Origin of the sequence: Pseudomonas trivialis (assembly GCF_036864995.1) — a bacterium.
In the GTDB taxonomy this organism is placed as follows: Bacteria; Pseudomonadota; Gammaproteobacteria; order Pseudomonadales; family Pseudomonadaceae; genus Aquipseudomonas; species Aquipseudomonas trivialis.
Genome location: NZ_CP142151.1, coordinates 1,248,013 through 1,268,562, shown reverse-complemented (window position 1 = coordinate 1,268,562; position 20,550 = coordinate 1,248,013). Strand labels below are relative to the sequence as shown.

At 60.1% G+C, this 20,550-nt stretch carries 26 protein-coding genes; 8 read left to right on the top strand and 18 right to left on the bottom strand.

From position 1 onward, the window contains the following. Positions 1-116: 116 nt before the first annotated feature. The 5 genes from rimO (at position 117) to tsaA (ending at position 4,058) form a co-directional block, all read left to right on the top strand. Positions 117-1,457 carry a 30S ribosomal protein S12 methylthiotransferase RimO gene (rimO, locus tag VRB54_RS05555; protein WP_046384502.1) on the top strand — a complete coding sequence of 447 codons (1,341 nt, stop codon included), beginning with the start codon at positions 117-119 and terminating at the stop codon, positions 1,455-1,457. 103 nt (positions 1,458-1,560) lie between these two features. Beyond that, entirely contained in the window at positions 1,561-2,049 is a 489-nt protein-coding gene (locus VRB54_RS05550) for a GNAT family N-acetyltransferase (protein ID WP_338479847.1), read from the top strand. A gap of 67 nt (positions 2,050-2,116) precedes the next feature. Then, entirely contained in the window at positions 2,117-2,827 is a 711-nt protein-coding gene (locus VRB54_RS05545) for an rRNA pseudouridine synthase (RefSeq protein WP_338479846.1), read from the top strand. A gap of 70 nt (positions 2,828-2,897) precedes the next feature. Beyond that, positions 2,898-3,359, top strand: a complete 462-nt coding sequence (locus VRB54_RS05540; protein ID WP_057007725.1) for a DUF1456 family protein — start codon at positions 2,898-2,900, stop codon at positions 3,357-3,359. 3 nt (positions 3,360-3,362) lie between these two features. Next, positions 3,363-4,058, top strand: a complete 696-nt coding sequence (tsaA, locus tag VRB54_RS05535) for a tRNA (N6-threonylcarbamoyladenosine(37)-N6)-methyltransferase TrmO (protein ID WP_338479845.1) — start codon at positions 3,363-3,365, stop codon at positions 4,056-4,058. A 134-nt stretch (positions 4,059-4,192) separates the two neighbouring features. Here tsaA and fpr read toward each other — a convergent pair whose 3' ends face one another. Then, positions 4,193-4,972 carry a ferredoxin-NADP reductase gene (gene fpr, locus VRB54_RS05530; protein WP_003231344.1) on the bottom strand — a complete coding sequence of 260 codons (780 nt, stop codon included), beginning with the start codon at positions 4,970-4,972 and terminating at the stop codon, positions 4,193-4,195. A 125-nt stretch (positions 4,973-5,097) separates the two neighbouring features. Between fpr and VRB54_RS05525 the strand changes: the two genes are divergently transcribed. Beyond that, positions 5,098-6,024 (top strand): LysR family transcriptional regulator, encoded by a 927-nt coding sequence (locus tag VRB54_RS05525; RefSeq protein ID WP_003231346.1) that lies wholly within the window; start codon positions 5,098-5,100, stop codon positions 6,022-6,024. 3 nt (positions 6,025-6,027) lie between these two features. Here VRB54_RS05525 and VRB54_RS05520 read toward each other — a convergent pair whose 3' ends face one another. The 3 genes from VRB54_RS05520 to VRB54_RS05510 all read right to left on the bottom strand — a co-directional run bounded on the left by VRB54_RS05520 (position 6,028) and on the right by VRB54_RS05510 (position 7,960). Next, a complete protein-coding gene (locus VRB54_RS05520) occupies positions 6,028-6,390 on the bottom strand; it encodes a diacylglycerol kinase (protein ID WP_209989377.1) in 363 nt (120 codons plus the stop codon). A 75-nt stretch (positions 6,391-6,465) separates the two neighbouring features. Beyond that, the gene (gene erdR / locus VRB54_RS05515; RefSeq protein ID WP_338479841.1) at positions 6,466-7,116 is read right to left on the bottom strand and encodes a response regulator transcription factor ErdR; all 651 of its coding nucleotides are present in this window, start codon (positions 7,114-7,116) and stop codon (positions 6,466-6,468) included. A 118-nt stretch (positions 7,117-7,234) separates the two neighbouring features. Then, the gene (locus VRB54_RS05510) at positions 7,235-7,960 is read right to left on the bottom strand and encodes a tRNA-uridine aminocarboxypropyltransferase (RefSeq protein ID WP_338479840.1); all 726 of its coding nucleotides are present in this window, start codon (positions 7,958-7,960) and stop codon (positions 7,235-7,237) included. Positions 7,961-8,139: 179 nt separating this feature from the next. On the opposite strand from VRB54_RS05510, the gene VRB54_RS05505 reads away from it, so the two are divergent. Together VRB54_RS05505 and VRB54_RS05500 are read left to right on the top strand one after the other, a co-directional pair. Then, positions 8,140-8,580, top strand: a complete 441-nt coding sequence (locus VRB54_RS05505) for a PA3611 family quorum-sensing-regulated virulence factor (RefSeq protein ID WP_057007719.1) — start codon at positions 8,140-8,142, stop codon at positions 8,578-8,580. A gap of 208 nt (positions 8,581-8,788) precedes the next feature. Further along, positions 8,789-9,901, top strand: coding sequence for a TIGR00730 family Rossman fold protein (locus VRB54_RS05500; RefSeq protein ID WP_338479839.1), 1,113 nt, complete (start codon positions 8,789-8,791; stop codon positions 9,899-9,901). A gap of 22 nt (positions 9,902-9,923) precedes the next feature. Here VRB54_RS05500 and VRB54_RS05495 read toward each other — a convergent pair whose 3' ends face one another. From VRB54_RS05495 to VRB54_RS05430, 14 genes are all read right to left on the bottom strand, one after another. Continuing rightward, positions 9,924-11,129, bottom strand: a complete 1,206-nt coding sequence (locus VRB54_RS05495) for an ISL3 family transposase (RefSeq protein ID WP_338481059.1) — start codon at positions 11,127-11,129, stop codon at positions 9,924-9,926. A 204-nt stretch (positions 11,130-11,333) separates the two neighbouring features. Then, a complete protein-coding gene (gene recX, locus VRB54_RS05490; RefSeq protein ID WP_338479838.1) occupies positions 11,334-11,801 on the bottom strand; it encodes a recombination regulator RecX in 468 nt (155 codons plus the stop codon). Between the two features lie 8 nt (positions 11,802-11,809). After that, positions 11,810-12,868 carry a recombinase RecA gene (recA, locus tag VRB54_RS05485; RefSeq protein WP_003231359.1) on the bottom strand — a complete coding sequence of 353 codons (1,059 nt, stop codon included), beginning with the start codon at positions 12,866-12,868 and terminating at the stop codon, positions 11,810-11,812. Between the two features lie 83 nt (positions 12,869-12,951). Then, positions 12,952-13,452: a CinA family protein gene (locus VRB54_RS05480; protein ID WP_209989366.1), complete on the bottom strand. Its 501-nt coding sequence runs from the start codon at positions 13,450-13,452 to the stop codon at positions 12,952-12,954. An 81-nt stretch (positions 13,453-13,533) separates the two neighbouring features. Continuing rightward, entirely contained in the window at positions 13,534-14,034 is a 501-nt protein-coding gene (locus VRB54_RS05475; RefSeq protein WP_338479837.1) for a lysis system i-spanin subunit Rz, read from the bottom strand. After that, positions 14,022-14,579, bottom strand: a complete 558-nt coding sequence (locus VRB54_RS05470) for a glycoside hydrolase family 19 protein (RefSeq protein ID WP_338479836.1) — start codon at positions 14,577-14,579, stop codon at positions 14,022-14,024. The genes VRB54_RS05475 and VRB54_RS05470 overlap by 13 nt, the downstream gene beginning before the upstream one ends. A 20-nt stretch (positions 14,580-14,599) precedes the next feature. Further along, positions 14,600-15,610: a phage late control D family protein gene (locus tag VRB54_RS05465; RefSeq protein WP_338479835.1), complete on the bottom strand. Its 1,011-nt coding sequence runs from the start codon at positions 15,608-15,610 to the stop codon at positions 14,600-14,602. A 9-nt stretch (positions 15,611-15,619) separates the two neighbouring features. Beyond that, the gene (locus tag VRB54_RS05460; protein WP_057007712.1) at positions 15,620-15,832 is read right to left on the bottom strand and encodes a tail protein X; all 213 of its coding nucleotides are present in this window, start codon (positions 15,830-15,832) and stop codon (positions 15,620-15,622) included. Beyond that, on the bottom strand, positions 15,825-16,208 hold the full coding sequence (locus tag VRB54_RS05455) for a phage tail protein (RefSeq protein ID WP_338479834.1): 384 nt from the start codon (positions 16,206-16,208) through the stop codon (positions 15,825-15,827). Before VRB54_RS05455 ends, VRB54_RS05460 begins: the two co-directional genes overlap by 8 nt. Further along, positions 16,208-17,998, bottom strand: a complete 1,791-nt coding sequence (locus tag VRB54_RS05450) for a phage tail tape measure protein (protein ID WP_338479833.1) — start codon at positions 17,996-17,998, stop codon at positions 16,208-16,210. Before VRB54_RS05450 ends, VRB54_RS05455 begins: the two co-directional genes overlap by 1 nt. Positions 17,999-18,003: 5 nt before the next feature. Beyond that, a complete protein-coding gene (locus tag VRB54_RS05445; protein WP_015371366.1) occupies positions 18,004-18,129 on the bottom strand; it encodes a hypothetical protein in 126 nt (41 codons plus the stop codon). Continuing rightward, on the bottom strand, positions 18,126-18,698 hold the full coding sequence (locus VRB54_RS05440; protein ID WP_338479830.1) for a phage tail assembly protein: 573 nt from the start codon (positions 18,696-18,698) through the stop codon (positions 18,126-18,128). Before VRB54_RS05440 ends, VRB54_RS05445 begins: the two co-directional genes overlap by 4 nt. Before the next feature lie 179 nt (positions 18,699-18,877). Further along, complete coding sequence (locus tag VRB54_RS05435; protein WP_338479828.1) at positions 18,878-19,384, bottom strand: phage major tail tube protein; 507 nt, start codon at positions 19,382-19,384, stop codon at positions 18,878-18,880. Continuing rightward, on the bottom strand, positions 19,384-20,550 hold the full coding sequence (locus VRB54_RS05430; RefSeq protein ID WP_338479826.1) for a phage tail protein: 1,167 nt from the start codon (positions 20,548-20,550) through the stop codon (positions 19,384-19,386). Before VRB54_RS05430 ends, VRB54_RS05435 begins: the two co-directional genes overlap by 1 nt.

Sequence of the window (20,550 nt, the reverse complement as noted above, 5' to 3'; positions counted from 1 at the left end):
GTCAAGCGCGCCGCCCATCGCTAGAATTGCGCACTTTTTGATCAGAGGCACACCCAGTGCCCGGCAACCGCCTTGTCGTGCCCGACCGGCGGCGTCATTCAATACCGAGGTTAGACATGTCCACCACCATCGCAAAAGCCAACCCCAAGGTTGGCTTTGTTTCCCTGGGTTGCCCGAAGGCTCTGGTCGACTCCGAACGCATCCTGACCCAACTGCGCATGGAAGGCTACGACGTGGTGTCCACCTATCAGGACGCTGACGTGGTGGTGGTCAACACCTGCGGTTTCATCGATTCGGCCAAGGCGGAGTCGCTGGAAGTGATTGGCGAGGCCATCAAGGAAAACGGCAAGGTCATCGTGACCGGCTGCATGGGTGTGGAAGAAGGCAACATCCGCAACGTGCACCCCAGCGTTCTGGCCGTGACCGGTCCGCAGCAGTACGAGCAGGTGGTCAACGCCGTGCACCAGGTGGTGCCGCCGCGTCAGGACCACAACCCGCTGATCGACCTGGTGCCGCCCCAAGGCATCAAGCTGACGCCGCGTCACTATGCGTACCTGAAGATTTCCGAAGGCTGCAACCACAGTTGCAGCTTCTGCATCATTCCGTCGATGCGCGGCAAGCTGGTCAGCCGTCCTGTGGGCGATGTCCTCGACGAGGCCCAGCGTCTGGTCAAATCCGGCGTCAAAGAGCTGTTGGTGATCTCCCAGGACACCAGCGCCTACGGCGTCGATGTGAAATACCGCACGGGTTTCTGGAACGGCGCGCCGGTGAAAACCCGCATGACCGAACTGTGCGAAGCCCTCAGCAGCCTGGGTGTGTGGGTGCGCCTGCACTATGTCTACCCGTACCCGCACGTGGATGAGCTGATCCCGTTGATGGCCGCCGGCAAGATCCTGCCGTACCTGGACATCCCGTTCCAGCACGCGAGCCCCAAGGTGCTCAAGGCGATGAAACGCCCGGCGTTCGAAGACAAGACCCTGGCGCGCATCAAGAACTGGCGCGAGATCTGCCCGGAACTGATCATCCGGTCGACCTTCATCGTCGGCTTCCCCGGCGAAACCGAAGAAGACTTCCAGTACTTGCTGGACTGGCTGACTGAAGCGCAACTGGACCGCGTCGGCTGCTTCCAGTATTCCCCGGTGGAAGGCGCTCCAGCCAACCTGCTGGACCTGGCCGTGGTGCCGGACGACGTCAAGCAGGACCGTTGGGAGCGCTTCATGGCGCACCAGCAGGCGATCAGTTCGGCGCGCCTGCAACTGCGCATCGGCAAGGAAATCGAAGTGCTGATCGACGAAGTCGACGAGCAAGGCGCCGTTGGCCGCTGCTTCTTCGATGCACCGGAAATCGACGGTAACGTGTTTATTGACGATGCCAGCGGCTTGAAGCCGGGCGACAAGGTCTGGTGCACCGTGACCGACGCCGACGAATACGACCTGTGGGCCGAAAAGCGCGACTGAATCTGCAAAGAAATACAAAAGCCCCGCCTCTGGACAAGAGGCGGGGCTTTTTTGGGTCTATTGTTTTGCCCATCAGAGCAGAGCGAGGCAAGGAGCAGCGGACATGCGCGAGCATTCGGTCATCCATACACCCAACACCGGCGACTACGCAGAGTTGACGCGCATCTGGGAGGACTCCGTGCGAGCCACACACGATTTTCTGCCGGACAGTTACATTGTGCTACTGAAAAACCTGGTGCTCACCCGCTACCTCGATGCGGTGATGCTGGTGTGCACCAAGGACACGCGCCAGCGCATCACCGGGTTTGCCGGGGTGGCGGCAGGCAAGGTGGAAATGCTGTTTATCGACCCGCTGCACCGAGGCCAGGGCCTGGGTCGCCAATTGCTGCGTTATGCAATCGCGCATTTGAATGCCGAGGCGCTTGATGTGAATGAGCAAAACCCCAAGGCACTGGGGTTTTACCTCAAGCAGGGTTTTGAAGTGGTCGGACGCACGGCCCATGACGGCCTGGGCCAGCCCTATCCGTTGCTGCATCTGCGTTTGCGTCAGCCACCCATGGCAAGTCCGCCCCCACATTTTCATGCGCGCTGAAATGGGGCCGGGATTAACAGGCGCTAGGCAGGTACAATAGGCGCCCCATTTTGTTACGGCCCTTGTCATGACTGACCCCATACGCCTCTCCAAACGCCTTATCGAACTGGTCGGTTGCTCCCGTCGGGAGGCTGAGCTGTTTATCGAAGGCGGATGGGTCTCGGTGGACGGTGAAGTGATCGACGAGCCGCAGTTCAAGGTCACCACGCAAAAGGTCGAACTGGACCCGGAGGCCAAGGCCACCGTGCCGGAGCCGGTGACCATTCTGCTGCACGCCCCGACCGGCGTGGATGCCGAGACGGCGATGGCCTCGATCAGCGCCGAGACGCTCTCCGAAGAACACCGTTTCAGCAAGCGCCCGCTCAAGGGCCACTTCCTGCGCCTGACCGCCAGCGCTGACCTGCAAGCCAAGGCCAGCGGCCTGCTGGTGTTCACCCAGGACTGGAAGATCCTGCGCAAGCTGACCGCCGATGCCGCCAAGATCGAGCAGGAGTATGTGGTGGAGGTCGAAGGCGACATGGTTGCCCACGGCCTCAACCGCCTGAACCACGGCCTGACGTACAAGGGCAAGGAACTGCCGCCGGTCAAGGCCAGCTGGCAGAACGAAAACCGCCTGCGCTTTGCGATGAAAAATCCGCAACCGGGCGTGATCGCGCTGTTCTGCGAAGCCGTTGACCTGAAGGTCGTCGCCATTCGCCGCATCCGCATCGGCGGCGTGTCCATCGGCAAGGTTCCGGTAGGCCAGTGGCGCTATCTGTCCGGCAAAGAGAAGTTCTAAAACGCGGTTTCCCTTTTCTCGACACCGCCTGATGGGCGGTGTCCTCAGTTGAATACCAGGATTGCCCACCATGATTCACAACGACGTACTGCGCAGCGTGCGCTACATGCTCGACATCAGCGACAACAAGATGGTCGAGATTATCAAGATCGGCGGCATGGACGTGACCAAGGAAGACCTGCTGACCTACCTCAAAAAAGATGAGGAAGAAGGCTTTGTGTTCTGCCCGGACGAAGTCATGGCGCACTTCCTCGATGGTTTGGTGATCTTCAAGCGTGGCAAGGACGAAAGCCGTCCGCCGCAGCCGATCGAAACGCCGGTGACCAATAACATCATCCTCAAGAAGCTGCGCGTGGCCTTCGAACTGAAAGAAGACGACATGCACGCCATCCTCAAGGCCGCCGAGTTTCCGGTGTCCAAGCCGGAGCTGAGCGCACTGTTTCGCAAGTTCGGCCACACCAACTATCGCCCGTGCGGCGACCAGTTGCTGCGTAACTTCCTCAAGGGCCTGACGCTGCGGGTTCGTGCGTAAGCCATGACCTACAACGTCTCGCCTGTCGGCTTCGTGCGCTCCTGCTTCAAGGAGAAGTTCGCCATTCCGCGCCAACCGCAATTGGCGCCTGCGGCACGGGGCGTGCTGGAACTGGTGGCGCCGTTCGACAAGGGTGAGGCGGTGCAGGGCCTGGAGCAGGTCAGCCATGTGTGGCTGCTGTTTGTGTTCCATCAAGCGCTGGAAGACAAGCCGCGCCTCAAAGTGCGCCCGCCACGCCTGGGCGGCAACACGTCGATGGGCGTGTTCGCCACCCGCGCCACCCATCGGCCCAATGGCATCGGCCAGTCGGTGGTGAAGCTGGACAAAGTGGAAGCGGGCCGGCTGTGGATTTCCGGGATCGATCTGCTTGACGGCACGCCGGTGCTGGATATCAAGCCGTACGTGCCGTATGCCGACATCATCGACACTGCCACCAACGACGTCGCCAGCGCTGCGCCGCAGCTGATCGGCGTGCAGTGGCTCAAGACGGCGTTGCAACAGGCGCAAGGCCATGCCCAGCGCCTGGACGAGCCGCTGGTGGAGCTGGTTGAGCAGTGTCTGGCGCAAGACCCGAGGCCGGCGTATCAGGTGCCCACGTCAGAGCGCGAATATGGGGCGCAGTTCTGGGATGTGGATGTGCGTTGGCACTATCCGGAGCCCGGGATGATTTGCGTGCTGGAAGTGCTGCCGGCTCAATAGCACGCAAACCAGATGTGGGAAGGGGCTTGCTCCCGATGACGGAGTATCAGTCACTGTTTCGGGTGACTGATCCACCGTCATCGGGAGCAAGCCCCTCCCACATTTTTTGGATCTGCGTTGTGACTGGCTTGGTATTACTTTTCGACGAACGCGCGTTCGATCAGGTAATCACCCGGCTCACGCATGCGTGGCGAGACCTTCAGACCGAAGCTGTTCAGCACTTCGCTGGTTTCGTCCAACATGCTCGGGCTGCCGCACAGCATGGCGCGGTCGTCCTCAGGGTTGATCGGCGGCAGGCCGATGTCGGTGAACAGCTTGCCACTGCGCATCAGGTCGGTCAGGCGGCCTTCGTTTTCGAACGGCTCGCGGGTCACCGTGGGGTAGTAGATCAACTTGTCACGCAGGGCCTCGCCGAAGAACTCGTTCTGCGGCAGGTGCTCGGTGATGAATTCGCGGTAGGCGACTTCGTTGACGTAACGCACGCCGTGGCACAGGATCACTTTTTCGAAACGCTCGTAGGTTTCCGGGTCCTGGATCACGCTCATAAATGGAGCGAGGCCGGTGCCGGTGCTGAGCAGGTACAGGTGTTTGCCCGGCTTCAGATCGTCAAGCACCAGGGTGCCTGTCGGTTTCTTGCTGATGATGATCTCGTCGCCTTCCTTCAAATGCTGCAATTGGGAAGTCAGCGGGCCATCGGGCACCTTGATGCTGAAGAACTCCAGATGCTCTTCCCAGTTCGGGCTGGCAATGGAGTAAGCGCGCATGAGCGGGCGGCCGTTGGGCTGTTGCAGGCCGATCATCACGAACTGACCGTTCTCGAAGCGCAGGCCCGGATCGCGGGTGCACTTGAAGCTGAACAGAGTGTCGTTCCAGTGATGAACACTGAGGACACGCTCGTGGTTCATGTTGCTCATGTACGGGGGACTCCTGGAAATGGATCTGCGCCAAAGATGTGGATGCGCAATTGCACAGCATTCTAATGGCGGCGACAATATCTGTTAACTGGATTATTAAGATAAGGGTTATCGGTTATATCGATATGCGATTTACTCTCCGTCAACTGCAAGTCTTCGTCGCCGTCGCCCAGCAGGAAAGCGTTTCGCGCGCTGCTGGCCTTCTGGCCTTATCGCAATCCGCCGCCAGCACCTCAATCACCGAGCTGGAGCGTCAATCCAGCTGCCAATTGTTCGACCGCGCCGGCAAACGCCTGAGCCTCAACGCCCTCGGCCATCAGCTCTTGCCCCAGGCAGTGGCGCTGCTGGACCAGGCCAAGGAGATCGAGGACCTGCTCAACGGCAAGTCCGGCTTCGGCTCCCTGGCAGTCGGCGCGACCCTGACCATCGGCAATTACCTGGCTACCTTGCTGATCGGCAGCTTCATGCAGCAGCACCCCGAAAGCCAGGTGAAGCTGCATGTGCAGAATACGGCCAACATTGTGCATCAGGTGGCGCACTACGAAATTGACCTGGGTCTGATCGAAGGCGACTGCAGCCACCCGGATATCGAAGTGCAAACCTGGGTGGAGGATGAGCTGGTGGTGTTTTGCGCGCCACAACATCACCTGGCTAAACGCGGCACGGCCAGTCTGGACGAGCTGACCCGTGAAGCGTGGATTCTGCGGGAACAAGGCTCGGGCACGCGCCTGACCTTCGACCAAGCCATGCGCCATCACCGCAGCACGCTGAATATCCGCCTGGAGCTGGAGCACACCGAAGCGATCAAACGTGCAGTGGAATCAGGTTTGGGGATTGGCTGCATCTCACGCCTGGCGCTGCGCGACGCCTTCCGCCGCGGCAGCCTGGTGCCGGTGGAAACACCGGACCTGGACCTGGCCCGGCAGTTCTACTTTATCTGGCATAAACAGAAATACCAGACCTCGGCGATGCGCGAGTTTCTGGAGCTATGCCGCGCCTTCACCGCAGGCGTCCAGCGCAGCGACGAGATCGTGCTGCCGAGCATTGCCTGAGGATCAGACGAGGATCACGGCCCACACCAGTGCGATCATGGTCAGCGCCACAAATTGCGCGGCGCTGCCCATGTCCTTGGCGTTCTTCGACAGAGGGTGGAGGTCCAGGGAGATACGGTCGATGGCCGCTTCCACCGCTGAATTGAGCAGCTCGACGATCAAGGCCAGCAGGCACACTGCGATCATCAGCGCCCGCTCGACCCGGCTGACACTCAGGAAAAAGCTCAGCGGCACCAGGACGACGTTGAGCAGCACCAACTGACGAAAGGCCGCCTCGCCGGTGAAGGCTGCTCGCAGGCCATCCAGTGAATAGCCCCCAGCGTTGAAGATACGTTTGATACCGGTTTGACCCTTGAAAGGCGACATAGATGTAGGCAACTGAACCAAAGAAGTGGGGAAACTAGATCACGCAAAGTCAAAAAAGCGTGAAGCGGTAACAGCTTAATGCTGCGAAATTGACTCAAGTTGTTGCAAGAGCAACGCCGCCTGGGTTCGCGTACGCACCCCAAGCTTGCGAAAGATTGCCGTGACGTGGGCTTTGATGGTCGCTTCCGACACGCTCAACTCGTAGGCAATCTGCTTGTTCAGAAGCCCTTCGCAGACCATGGTCAATACGCGGAACTGCTGGGGCGTCAGGCTCGCCAGGCCATCGCGGGCCGCCTTGGCTTCATCGGACACGTTGATTTCTTCAAACGCCTGCGGCGGCCACGACACATCACCGTCCAATACCGTGCGCACAGCCTGCTGAATATCTTCCATCGCGCTGGACTTGGGGATGAAACCGCTGGCGCCAAACTCCTTGGAGCGCACCACCACATCGGCGTCTTCCTGGGCCGAGACCATCACCACGGGGATCTGCGGATACTGCCCACGCAGCAGCACCAGCCCGGAAAAGCCATAGGCACCCGGCATGTTCAGGTCGAGCAGCACCAGGTCCCAGTCGGATTTTTCGGTGAGGCGCGCTTCCAGTTCGGCAATGCTGGCCACTTCGACCAAGCGAACATCCGGACCCAGGCCCAGAGTGACGGCCTGATGCAGCGCACTGCGAAACAGCGGATGGTCATCGGCTATCAGGATTTCGTATGTGGCCATTGATTAAATGATCCTGTTTTTATGGGGCCCCTGATCGGTGCCCAGCTTGCTCAGCGCTGCCTGGAGGGTCAAGCACTACGCCGTGGGCATTTTAGCGGGTTGTAGCGTTACCTTGCCATCATGGCTTTGCCGCCGGGACAAAGGGCGCAAGGCGCGTGTGGGCGTCGTCGGTCGGGTCCAGTGGCAACTGGAATTTGGCGGCCAGGTAATGGGTGCTGAACACGTCGAGGTAGGCGTCGAGCACTTCGCTGGCGGCCAGGTCGTCGGCCAGCTCCAGGCACAGCGCTGCAACTTCGGCCGTGCAGAAATGATCGTCACGTTTGGAACGCCGCAGCTTGTAGCGCGACAGTTGTTCCGGCGCCAGGCTCAGCACCGGCAGATGCTCCAGATAGGGGCTCTTGCGAAACATCTTGCGCGCCTCGCTCCAGGTACCGTCGAGCAGGATGAACAACGGACGCTTGCCCTCCTCCACGCGAACCTCGCTTTCCACCCGCTCAGGCGTCACGAACTCACCGGGAAACACAATGTAGGGTTGCCACTGCGGGTCGGCCAACAAGGTGAGCAACCCCTGATCAACCTCAGTGCGTGACCAGGCGAATGCACTGGTGTCGTGAATGACATCCGCGATCAGCCAGCCGGTGTTGCTGGGTTTCATCGGTTCAACATCATGCATCAAAAGACACATGGCCGAACGGGCGTGAACCTCTGGTCGCCAGGCGCACAGGCAATACTCGGGAATCACACGACAGTTGGGGCAACGTTCGGCGCGTGAACCACGGTTGAGGAAGGGGCGCACGGCTCGCGCCAGGCGCCCGGTGCGCAGGCGGAAAACGGCGTGGCTCATCGGGTGCGCCGCAAAATCGGGTCAATCGACACGGGAAAAACTCGTGAAAGGCAAAAGTGGCCGCAGTTTACCAGCGATACGCCTGGCTGTAGTGGCCAGGGCTCACCTATAATCTCGCGCCACTGAACGCACAGCCCTGTGGCGGGTCTATGCACCAGTAACCGAATCAGGAGAGTTTCATGCTGCGTTCCATGCTGCGCCTTGCTGCCCCGTCCATCGCCCTCGCGCTGGTGCTGCCTGTTGGCGCCCAGGCGGCCTCGCTGCTGGAGGCCCAAATGAACAGGAAGCTGCAAAGCGTCGCGGCCGAAAGCAATAAGGACCTGCCCCGGGAAATCGACGAAAAAACCCTGGAAGTGGCCTACACCGTTGAAGGCATGCAACTGATCGACCACCTCAGCGTACTGCCTGACCGCGCCGAACAGATGCGTGCCAACCCCAAGGCTGTGTATTTCCAGCTGGGCCAGAGCGTGTGCCTGAATCCGGGTTACCGCGAACTGATGGCCAAGGGCGCAGTGATGCGCTACGAGATTACCGAGAACAAGACCAACCGCCCTGTGGCGTCGGTCAAGTTCGTGGAAGCGGATTGCCCGGCACCGACTGCCGCAAAGAAGAAAAAGTAAGCCCTGCTTGATCCCCTCGCGCCCAGCTCCCAGGGCGCGTGACTTCCCCGCGTCAGCTTCTCCCGAACAGCCAGACTCTTGCTTGACCGCCAATAAGCGGTTGCCAGCCAAGGGTTTTTCGGCCCATGATCAAGCCATCCCATCCTTTCGCTCGCAGCAGTTTCACTGCTGTTCTGTAATATTTTCAGGGCAAAAAAGGAGAAGTTGAATGCCTTATGAATCGAATGAGCTTCTATTACGTCACTTTGAAGAAAACGGGACTGATCTCACGCAGCAGGTCGACGCACAGCTCCAACTGATCGCGCCCAACAGTCAGAATATCCCTTTGTATCGCGACATGATTCTTACCGTCCTGCGCATGGCCCAGGACGACCGTGACCGCTGGAATGCCAAAATCACCCTGCGCGCCATACGCGAGCTGGATCACGCTTTTCGCGTGCTGGAGCAGTTCAAGGGCCGGCGCAAGGTAACCGTATTCGGCTCAGCCCGGACGCCGATGGAAAGTCCGTTGTACGCACTTGCAAGGGAAGTCGGCGCCGCGCTCGCGCGCTCGGACCTGATGGTCATCACCGGTGGCGGTGGCGGCATCATGGCTGCGGCGCATGAAGGTGCAGGCCTGGAGCACAGCCTGGGGTTCAACATTACCCTGCCGTTTGAACAGCACGCCAACCCGACCATCGATGGCACCGATAACCTGCTGTCCTTCCATTTCTTTTTTACCCGCAAACTGTTCTTCGTCAAGGAAGCCGATGCGTTGGTACTGTGCCCCGGCGGGTTCGGCACGCTGGATGAAGCGCTGGAAGTGTTGACGCTGATCCAGACCGGCAAAAGCCCGCTGGTACCCGTAGTGTTGCTGGATGCGCCGGGCGGCGGTTTCTGGCAAGGCGCTTTGGACTTTATCCGCGGCCAACTGGAAGCCAACCGCTATATCCTGCCCACCGACCTCAAGCTGGTGCGGCTGGTGTACAGCGCAGAAGAAGCAGTGGAAGAAATCAACCAGTTTTACGCTAACTTCCACTCCACACGCTGGCTGAAGCGGGAATTTGTGCTGCGCATGCATCACGCCCTCAGCGAGCGTGCAATGGCTCACCTGCAGGATGAGTTCGCCAGCCTGCGCTTGAGCGGAGAATTCCAGCAACGAGCCTACACCGGGGAGGATCACGATGAACCGAAGTTCAGCCACCTGACGCGACTGGTGTTCAACTTCAATGGTCGCGATCAAGGCCGTTTGCGTGAGCTGGTGGATTACATCAACTTGCCGGAGAACTGGGCAGAGGCCCAAGGGAAAGCGCAGCAGCGAGTGGCGCCGGAGCCAGCTTGATTTTTGAGCAAAAAAAGGTTCTTCACGGATTACCGGGAAAGACGCTCTTGATCTTCATGAAAAAGAACTCGCTATCCCGGTAACCGTACGCCATCCGCTTGATGACCTTTATTCGATTGTTTATTCCTTCCAACTGACCCGTATGCATCGGCCAGCGAACCCGGCTGACGATGCCCCGCCAGTAACCCTTTAGGCGTTTGGCAAACTGGATCAGAGGTGGTATCTCGCTTTCATGAGAATGATGCAGCCATTGCTGCCAGGCTGATCGCCAGCCCCAGGCGCTGCTAGGTGCCCAAAGCGTTTTGAGTTCAGCCTTCATTAGATAGACTGTCATCAATGCTTGGTTGGCCGCCAGCAGGTCCTTTAAACGTACCTGTTGCTCCGGCGTTTTCAGGTTCTGCGGGTTGCGTAGCAACAGCCATCGCGCTTGCTTGATGACCTTTCGGGCAGGCTTGTCATGGCGCAGCCGATTAGCTTCATCGACGCGGACCCGATCAATCACCTCTCGGCCATATTTGGCCACCACATGAAAGAGGTCGTACACCACTCGCGCTCTCGGGCAGTGTTGACGAACCTCCAGGTCAAAAGCGGTATTCATGTCCATCGCAACCGCTTCGATTCGAGCACATCCCTCTGGCCCCAGCTCTTCGAAAAAGGGCCGAACCGCCGTCCGGCTACGGCCTTCGCCAATCCATAGCACTCTTCGCGTATCGGCATCCAACACCACACTGGCGTAGCGATGCCCTTTGAACAGCGCGAATTCATCCATCACCAGGCGTCGTGGGTGCGCCTTTGGCAGCGTGGCCAACGCCGCCTGTAAGGCTCGACGCTCCAGCAACCGAACGGTGTCCCAATGCAGCCCAAACATCTGGGCCACGTGCAGGGTGGGAAGTCGCTCGCAGGCTTGAATGACCGCATCGGCCAAGCGACGCGTCATGCGGGCATAGCGATCCAGCCAACTGACGGCCTCCATGCGTTTGCCACAGTCGCGGCAACCAACACGCCTGAGCAAAACGCTGAGGCGCACCGCACGACCGAGAATGGGTAGATCACGAATCACTCGCTCGCAATACTCATGAGTGGTTGAACAGGTTTTTTGGTACCCTCCGCAGGAAGGGAAGCGGGTGGTGTGGGGTGTGAGATCGATCTGGAGACCGTCACCATCAGGCTTGATGTTGACGACAGAAAAGCCCTCCCAAAAAGGAAGGAAAGTATTAATATCGTGCATAAGAACGCCGGTTTGGTAGATGTGTTTGCTCGCACGAACATCATCAATCAAATCGGCGTTCTTGTTTCTGTGTTTCCCGGGATTCCGTGAAGAACCAAAAAAAAGCCCACTATTTTCATAGTGGGCTTTTTCTGCACCGCGCTCTAACTACAAGCGTGTTCAGGGTACGAAGAGGTTTAACCCTCCCACCTACTTATATGCTGTTCAATCGTCCATATCCCGGCCGCTTAACAAGCGACTGATCATGTCCATCGAAAAACCGCGATAACTCAAAAAACGCCCTTGCTTCGCGCGCTCCCTGGCATCAATTGGCAGATGGCCAGAAAACTTGCGACGCCAGGTGTCTTCCAGCTGTGCTTGCCAACTGATACCACACTCGCGCAGGGCAAGGTCGATATCGGCACGTTGCAGACCGCGCTGGCTCAGCTCCTCGCGGATTCGCGCAGGGCCATAACCGGAGCGGGCTCGATAGGACACGAAACTTTCGAGATAACGGGATTCCGACAGCAGCCCTTCTTCCGTCAAACGGTCCAGGGCTGTTTCGATCATTTCGGGCTCTGCGCCGCGCTGACGCAATTTACGCGTCAGCTCGACCCGACCATGCTCGCGGCGAGCGAGCAGGTCCATTGCAGTGCGCCGAACGGCGACGAGTGTATCCAATACAACGGTCATCGTTTGCTTCAGATATCAGTGTCAGCTTCTTCCACTTCTTCAACCGGCTCACGGTTGGCGGCAGCCTTCACATCCGGCGCTGCGGTAAGCAGCTTGTCGCGAATCTGCTTCTCAAGCGTGGCCGCGATATCCGGGTTCTCCGCCAGGAACTTGGCCGAGTTGGCCTTGCCTTGGCCGATCTTGCTGCCGTTGTAGGCATACCAGGCACCGGACTTCTCGACGAAACCGTGCAGCACGCCCAGGTCGATCATCTCGCCGTTCAGGTAGATACCCTTGCCGTAAAGAATCTGGAACTCAGCCTGACGGAACGGCGGAGCGACCTTGTTCTTCACGACTTTAACGCGGGTTTCGCTACCTACTACCTCGTCACCTTCTTTCACCGCACCAGTACGGCGGATATCCAGGCGGACCGATGCGTAGAACTTCAGCGCGTTACCACCGGTGGTGGTTTCCGGGCTGCCGAACATCACGCCGATTTTCATACGGATCTGGTTGATGAAGATAACCAGACAGTTGGCGTTCTTGATGTTACCGGTGATTTTACGCAGCGCCTGAGACATTAGACGGGCTTGCAGGCCCACGTGCATGTCGCCCATTTCGCCTTCGATTTCAGCCTTGGGTACCAGGGCTGCCACGGAGTCGACCACGATCACATCGATGGCGTTGGAGCGCACCAGCATGTCGGTGATTTCCAGGGCCTGCTCGCCAGTGTCCGGCTGGGAAACCAGCAGGTCGTCGACGTTGACGCCCAGCTTGCCGGCGTACTCAGGGTCGAGGGCGTGCTCGGCGTCGACGAACGCGCAGGTGGCGCCCATCTTTTGTGCCTGGGCAATCACCGACAGGGTCAGGGTGGTTTTACCGGAAGATTCAGGACCGTAGATTTCGACGATACGACCTTTTGGCAGACCGCCAATGCCGAGCGCGATGTCCAGACCCAGAGAGCCAGTGGAAATAGCCGGGATCGCCTGACGGTCGTGATCGCCCATACGCATTACGGCACCCTTGCCGAATTGACGTTCGATCTGACCCAGGGCCGCAGCCAAGGCTTTCTTCTTGTTGTCGTCCATTAAAGTCCTCACGTAATCAATAAGGCCTGACGGCCAACACCTGTATAAGTAGACAGTATTGTTCCACAAAGATCAGAGATCGCCTACCCCTGATTTTCCATTTCTGCTGCAGCTCGTCGCAACAAGCCCTCCAGCGCCGCCTTTACCGTTTGTCGGCGGACCTCATCACGGTTGCCGGGAAAGTGTGCCAGTTGCGCCGAAACCTCATCGCCTACCCCCCAAGCCAGCCAGACGGTGCCCACCGGTTTGTCCGGCGAACCGCCATCCGGGCCGGCCACGCCACTGACCGCCACGGCAAAGCGCGACAGGCTTTTCTCCTGCGCGCCACGCACCATCGCTTCCACCACTTGCTGGCTGACGGCCCCAACCTTAGCGAACAACGGCTCCGGCACATTCAATTGCCGAGTCTTCTGCCGATTGGAATAGGTGACATAACCCGCCTCGAACCAGGCCGAGCTGCCGGGGATTCGCGTGATGGCTTCAGCGATGCCGCCGCCCGTACACGACTCGGCCGTGGTGACATGGGCATTGAGCACCTGCAGACGGCGGCCAAGTTCAGCGGCAAGCTGGGTGATTTCGTTCACGGTCGTCTCCATGAGTGGGCGGGCGTTCGCCTACCCTACAGGAGCCGATCAACCATGCAAGTTGCAGAGTGCATCAAGACGCTAACGCGCAATCGCTCGCACATAGGCCTGGCACGCACGCAAGGCGATCAGGGCGTTATCACCGTCATCGGTGATGCCGATAATTCGCTGAGCATGCGCCGGGTCAAGTCGGGCTCGCGGGGCTGCATGAACCACGCTGCCGGTGGCGGTGGGGGCAGGCACTGCACTGCAACTGATGGCGTCGGCGGGGTCGAGAAGGACTGACAGCCGCACATCAGCAGTGGCCAGGCGGTCACGCAGAGCAGTCTGGTTACGTTGGGCATCGCTCAACTCCTGTGCATGTTGTTTGTCGCTGGCGCTGAGCTGTTGCTCAAGGGCCAGGCGTTTATCCTGTTCTGCCTGTTGCTGGCGCAACGCCGCCTGGCTTTGCTGGCTGAGCGCTTGCGCATGGGCTGCCGACTGGCGCTCAAGCTGCGCGCCCAAGCGCCAGGCCTGCACCTGCCACACCACGGCAATCAACAGGCCCAGACCGATCAGTCGATACACCGCTAGAAAGCGCATAACACCGCCTTCGCCCGTTCCCATAATTGCAAACGATCCTCCAGGCCATTAAGTCCGCCATTGATACGCCGCGTGATGGTGGTGAACTGGTCTATATCTGCCAGCTCATTCAGGCCATTGCTCTGCCAGAACCACGCCGCAGACGCACAGGCCCACTGCGGCTGCTCCAGCAGTTCAGGTTGTTGCAGCAGACGGTCATCACCGAACAAGGCTTGGCTGCAGGCCAGGTAGTTGCGCCGCCCGGTGACCTGGATCAGTCCCCTGCCCCGATACTTCTGGCCGTCGCCATCGGCTTGGGGCGTATTGCCCAGGCGCGCGGCCAGGGTACCGGTGTCGTATTTGCTGAGGTATTGATCACTGCCCAGTTCGCGCACATAGCGCAGTTGGCCGGACTCGTGGCCGATCTGTGCGAGGAACGCCGCCCAGCGTTTTGCGGTATTGATCTCATAGCAGGCGCTGGCGTCATTCAACGCGGTTAAAAAAAAGCCCGCTCTGGGGCGGGACAAGGGCATGACATTAATAAGCTGCGCGAGTGATATCACCATGGTTATTACTCTGGAAAAGTCTAGGCCGACAAACCGCCTGCAATGATGGAACTGCGATAGCCCGTCGCCGGGTCCCCCACGTGCGTCACCTTATTGATGGACCAGCGGCCCTGCATGTACGACGGCCAGGATTCATCCAGCAGCAACAGACCTTCGGCAGCCAGCAGCGGATTACCGGGACAATCGATCATCAATGTCAGGCCCTCGCGGCCGACCCGACGCAATTCCGCTTCAGCAACGGACTGCGCTTCGGCCTGGTTCTGATAGCGCTGGCGCAGTGTCTTGAACGGCGCGACGCCAACCTGGGCCACACGTTGCTTGCCCGCTGCGGCATCCCACCAGGCAGCGCGACTGCCCATGTACTTCGAGCGCGATTTTTCGTCGAGCGTGGCGGTGATGAAGGCCGGTTCACCGGGTCGATTGTCTCGGGTCACCGATAACGTGACGTCCGGCAACAGTTGACCGGAAAGCGACTTGACCCGCCCGGCTTCCGCCAGCACATACAGCTCGTTGATCGGCTTGGTCACCGCACGATAACGCTTGGCCAAACGGGTGATGAACGCCATGTCGCTTTCGTTGGACTGGTCGACGTGGGCAATCGCGATCCTGTCCAGCTCGGGCGCCACGCGCGGTGAGTAACCGTGGCGACTGACCAGTTGGCGAAACAGTGCGCCCAGGGTGGTCGGCCCGTAACTGGCAGAGCGGCGCTGACGATAGCCAGTGGCATCCTGCACGCTGAAAGGTGCAGCAGTGGCGACGATCATCAAGCGCATGGGAAACAGCACCGGCGTTCTTTGTGTAATCACGAACTCGCCTTTTTCCACCAGTCCTGACTCCTGATAACCGACTCGCAGGCCGATCTTGCCGCTCAGGCTGGGCAAGCCCTCCAGGCCCTCGATATTGAGGGTCAGTTCCAGCCGATCGGCCTCAATGCCCGCCGCATCGGTGTGACTCCAGTGCATCAAGCGTTGATTGAGCAGCGCCGCATTGGCGCCGTAAAACTCCACGCTGGGGGTAAATCCCTGTGCCATGCCGCCTCCTTAATCCCAGGCCGAAACGGGACGCACGGCAGAAGGCCGCGACGCCAGCTCAGGCACAATCACCCACACACCTGCCGGCAGCACCGGGCCGTACTCGGCAAGCTCAGGGTTCAGACGCCAAAGCGTTTCCTCCGCGCTATCGTCGCAACGGCCCAGCTCCCGGTAGAGCAGCAGGTTGACCGAATCCCCGGCAATACTTCGCACTCTACGCATTGACGAATTCCTCCAGTTCAAGGGTCCAGGTCATGACCATGGCGGTGCCGTCATCGATCACGTTGCTTTGGGCTTCCGTCACCGAATTGATCCGCCACAGGCCCCAATTGCGGCCGATACCGTCGACCAGCGGCAGCGGCCCGCGGGCATTCTGCAAGGCGCGCAGTTCGTCCAGTCGCTGCATGCCCACGGCATACATCGCGGTACCGCCGAAGGTCAGCTTTTCCAGCTTCTGGCCGTTCTGTCGCGACTGCGGCTTGCTGGCGATAATCGCCAGGTCCTGCCAGCCGCCATCGCTGGCGCGGGACAGCGTGGAATAGGCGAACCCTCGTGACAGGCCGAAAATAAAGTCGCCGAGCACCATTTGTTGTCGCATCAATCACCTCCTGATGGATCGGCCAGTGCCGCGTTACGTCGGATGCCCAGGGTGTCGGTCACCATCGGCAGGCATTGGAACTGCAGGGCCTGGATCACCTGATTGACCACCTGCTGGGCATCTGCCGGGTTCACGCCGGTTATCTGGATGCTCGGCGAGAGGGTGACCTGGACGTTATCCGTGCTTGCGCGGGTGAGTTCCTTGCTCAGCGCATTGGGCGCAGGCAGGCGATCATTTGAGCCAAACACTTTGTCCCCGAGCCAGGCGCCCGCTTCACTGCCCAGCAGGCCGCCAATGGCGCCGCCGATGGCGGTACCGACACCCGGGAAGACCAGGGTGCCAAGCGCGGCGCCAGCGGAAGCGCCAGCCCAGGCGCCGCCGGCAGTACTCAAACCGGCGCCGACGGCATTGACGTCACCATTGCGTACGCCCTGCACCACATCGATGGCCGTGTCGACGTACTTCAATGGGCCCAGGCGACGGGCAGCGCCGGACTCAAGCCTGGCCAGCGTGCCGGACAGAGCTGCCGCCAGGCCTTTTTCGCTGCTGCGAGCCAACGGCCGGAGGGATGCCGGCGCAACAGGGGCGGCAACCGAGTTGCCGGGAACCTGGGTCGACGGCGGGGTCACACGGGCCGCGTCGAACGGCACTGGCGGTTGGCCCATTGCACTGAGTGCAGTGCCAGGCCTGATCACCGGCGCTGGACGCAATGGTTGGAGCTGCGCGGATTGCTGGGGACCGGCTGATCGGGGTTGGCGTTGCACCGATTGCTCGGGGCCGCCTGCCAGGGGCTGGCGTGCAACCGGTTGGCCCGGCCTGGGAAGCCCGACGCGCCGCTTCTTGTTCGCGGCGGGTTTGGCCTTGTCTTTCCTGCGTACCGTATCGCCAACGCTCTCGGGCATCTGCGCCGCAGATCCGCCCAACGCACCCGGCGCGCCGAGGGACAATGGTCCGGCGCAGCAACAGTGCGCGTCCTTGCCCTTTTCGCCATCAAAACCGCCGTCCTTGAACAGCTTGCCAATGCCGGGGAGCCTGCCGAGGGTGGCATCGACCACATTTCCTGCAACCCGGCTTTTAATCGTTTCTCCCAATCCTGAAAGGACTTCGGAAATCACCGGTGTCACCGTGGTCGATACCACGGCCTGCGCCGTTTTGGCCGCGCTGGCCAAAGCCGGTGAACCTTCAACAACGCTATTGGCGCTCTGCGTCAGGCCGGTCCTGGCCTTCAACCACAGCGCTTCGCCCCACACCGGTGCGGCGTCCAGGGTCGTGGAAAAGCGTTTTTCGCTTGCACTGGATGCTTCACGCAGCACGCTGATCGACTGTTCCGAGCGGGCTGTTTTATCAAGCGTCAGGTTGCTGCCTGAATGCTGCAGCGCACTGGCCAGATCGATGATCTGCGCGCTGCCCAGCGTCAGGGCCTCGCGGGTTTGCCGCTGATCCACAGACGTGCTCGAAGTGGACTCAGACAGCGTTGTTGATTCTGTCCGCTCATCCCTGCGCACAGGCTGCCGATCAAGGGTTCTCAACGATGACAAGACGGTGTCGAGCGAGTCCACACCCTCGCGCAAGGTGCCCAGCGACTGCGCGAGTTCATCAAGCTTCAGATTCGCGTTGGTCAGCGCAGCCACTGTTTCGGACAGCGCAGGCAAGCCCGCGAGTTGGCCTGAACTGTCAGCTGACAGCGCGCCTGGACTGGCAATATCGGCATCATTGGCGCCCTCTGCGCGACCGAAAACGCCCTGGCCATCCCTGGCCACGGCATAGGCGAGCGAATAGGTATTCTGCATCCCGCTTACTCCTGTTTGACGCCAAGGCGAGTGATCGCGATGTCGTAGCGGCGCAACGCTTTTGCGGCATCCCAATCGAGGATGTCCGCTTCATTTACCGAGTAAACCAGCGGTACCACATCAAGGATCACTTCGATGTCGCGCTGCGAAAGAAGTCCGCCGGTTGATTTAAAAAATCGTCGATGCGCTCCTGCAATTGCGTCCAGTCGGGCACGGTCAAGTCGCCCAGGTCAGGGATCATCAGGCCGGTGCAGTGAGCGGTGATGAACTCGGCGCGCTCTTTGTTGGTGGCGAGTTTTTTCATCACCTTGGTGGCACGCAGGGCGGGCATTTCCAGGGGCAGTTCGGTCAGCGTGCGGCCGGCGGCATTGAGCGGCAGCAGCAACTGGACGGGTTGGTCGTGGCGACTTTCTTCGTGCGTTTGCAGGAAGAACGACGCCGGGCGAGTCGACATTTCATGCACGTATTGCGCAATGCTCACGTAATCCGGGCGCTTGAGCTGGTCGAGCTCTTTTTCCGACAGGCCGGTGGCGAGTTTCGCCAGTTCGAAAAACTGGTCGTCCTCGTCATCACCGGCCCGGGCCAGCGCGTCTTTCTGCGCGGCGTAGAACAGCGGTTTGAGTTGCACTTGCTCGATCGCAGCGCCGGTGTCGGCGGTGATCGAGGACAGCAGGCGATGCAGCGGTGGCATCCAGGCCATGGGGCTATTCCTTGATGAAAGTGGGATAAAAGCACCGCAACCGTGAAGCCGGGCGCGGCCAATGTGGGAGCCGGGCTTGCCTGCGATGCAGGCGACTCGGTGTATTTGAACCGAGGTGATGCCATCGCCGGCAAGCCAGCTCCCACATAAACCGTGCGCGCTTCAAGTTGCCGGAGTGTTTAGGGCATCAGCACGGCGCGGCGCGCGTCGCCGAGAATGTCGACGCCATTGAGCACGAATTTCTGGGTGCGTACGTCGATGTCGATCACCGAAATGCCGTTTTCCAGACGGTTGTAGGTGCGGCACGACAGCTCCAGCGTGGTGAGCGCCTTGTCACCCATTTTCAGCTTGGCTTCGCCCAGGGATTTCAACTTGCCGCCGACCGTGTGGTAGGTGAAATAGGTCTTGCCGTCCTGATCCTGGCCGGCTTCACGCACGTTCAGCAGGATGTCGTCGCCCGTGCGTACGCCCAGGGCCAGCATGATTTCCGGGCCGGCACCTTGCAGCACCAGTGTGGCGCCCAGCACCTTGCCGCTCTTGGCCATTTCCTCGGCAATAAAGCGGCCACCGGACATGGGCTCCATGTCGAATTCGATCTTCGGCGGGGTGAATTCCTCAACGGTCGCGGACAACGGCAGGCCTTGAAGGGTGGCCGCAATGGCCTGTCTGACTCGGTTGGTAAACATTAGAGAACGTCCTCCAGGAACTGCTCGATGATTTCATCGCGGGCGTTGAGTTGATAAACCATGTGTTCGTTCGGCGCGTAGCGGCCGTAGTCGATGACGATGAACCAGGTGCCGTTTTTGTACTTCTCGACGCTGTTCAATTCCGGGTGCAGGTACACGCTGCCGCCGGGAATGGTTTCGTCGGCCACCAGGGTTTGCAGCCAATCGTTGATGCGCTTGACCTCCTGGTCCATGAAGGACTTGGTGAGGTTCTTGGCCATGGCTTTCTGCCCAGCTTTGACCAGCTTGCGGCTGATGGCATCTTCCAGGCCGACGTAGCTGATGAACTTGCCGGTGAGGGAACGGTTACCCAGCAGCGAGAAACCGCCGAGGATGGTGCGGGCGTAGTAGCTCACGCCATAGCGGTTGAGCAGGTCGCCTTCGGTGGAGGTGTCGAGGATGTTGTACTCGACCACGCGGGAAACGTCTTCGGCGAAGGTCACCTGATTGCCCGGGCTTTCCCACTGCTTGACCTTGGCCAGTGCGGCGATGGCCAGGGACGACGGCGACAGGAACACGTTTTTCTTCGCCGCCTTGGAGTACACCGACGGCATGTTGTGCACCAGCAGGCAGCGGTCGAAGCCGAGGTCGGCACCGCCGAGTTCACCGCTGTAGGTCACCTGGTCGGCAACACTAGCGTCTTTGCCATCAAGCACCACACGGGCCTTGATGCGCTTGCCGAAGGCGGCAAACTCGCTGGCCACGGCCTTGGTGCCGGTGAAGCCCGGGGCGCCGATGATGGTCAGGTCTTCAGGGACGCTGCTCAGGGCCGCCAGGCCCAGCTTGCGACCGGTAACGGATTCGTTGCCGCCAATCACGTTGTTGAGGGTGTCGGCCGGGGTTGCGCCCTCCTCCACGATCACCACGTAGACCGGCACCTTCACCACTTTGAGGATCTGGTACACCGCTTGAAACAGCGTGCCCGACTCAGTACCGGTGGGGTCCAGCAGCGCCTGAGTGGTGAAGCTGTTGATACGGAACGGCGCGTTTTTCGGGATCGACGCGTGGGCGTTCGGCGCGGTGCCGACCAGACCGATCACGTTATCGCCCAGGCCACCCATGGCCTCGGGGGATTCGGTGGCGTTGACGGTGATGCCGTTGTGCTCGAAGTTCAAAACCTCAGCCAT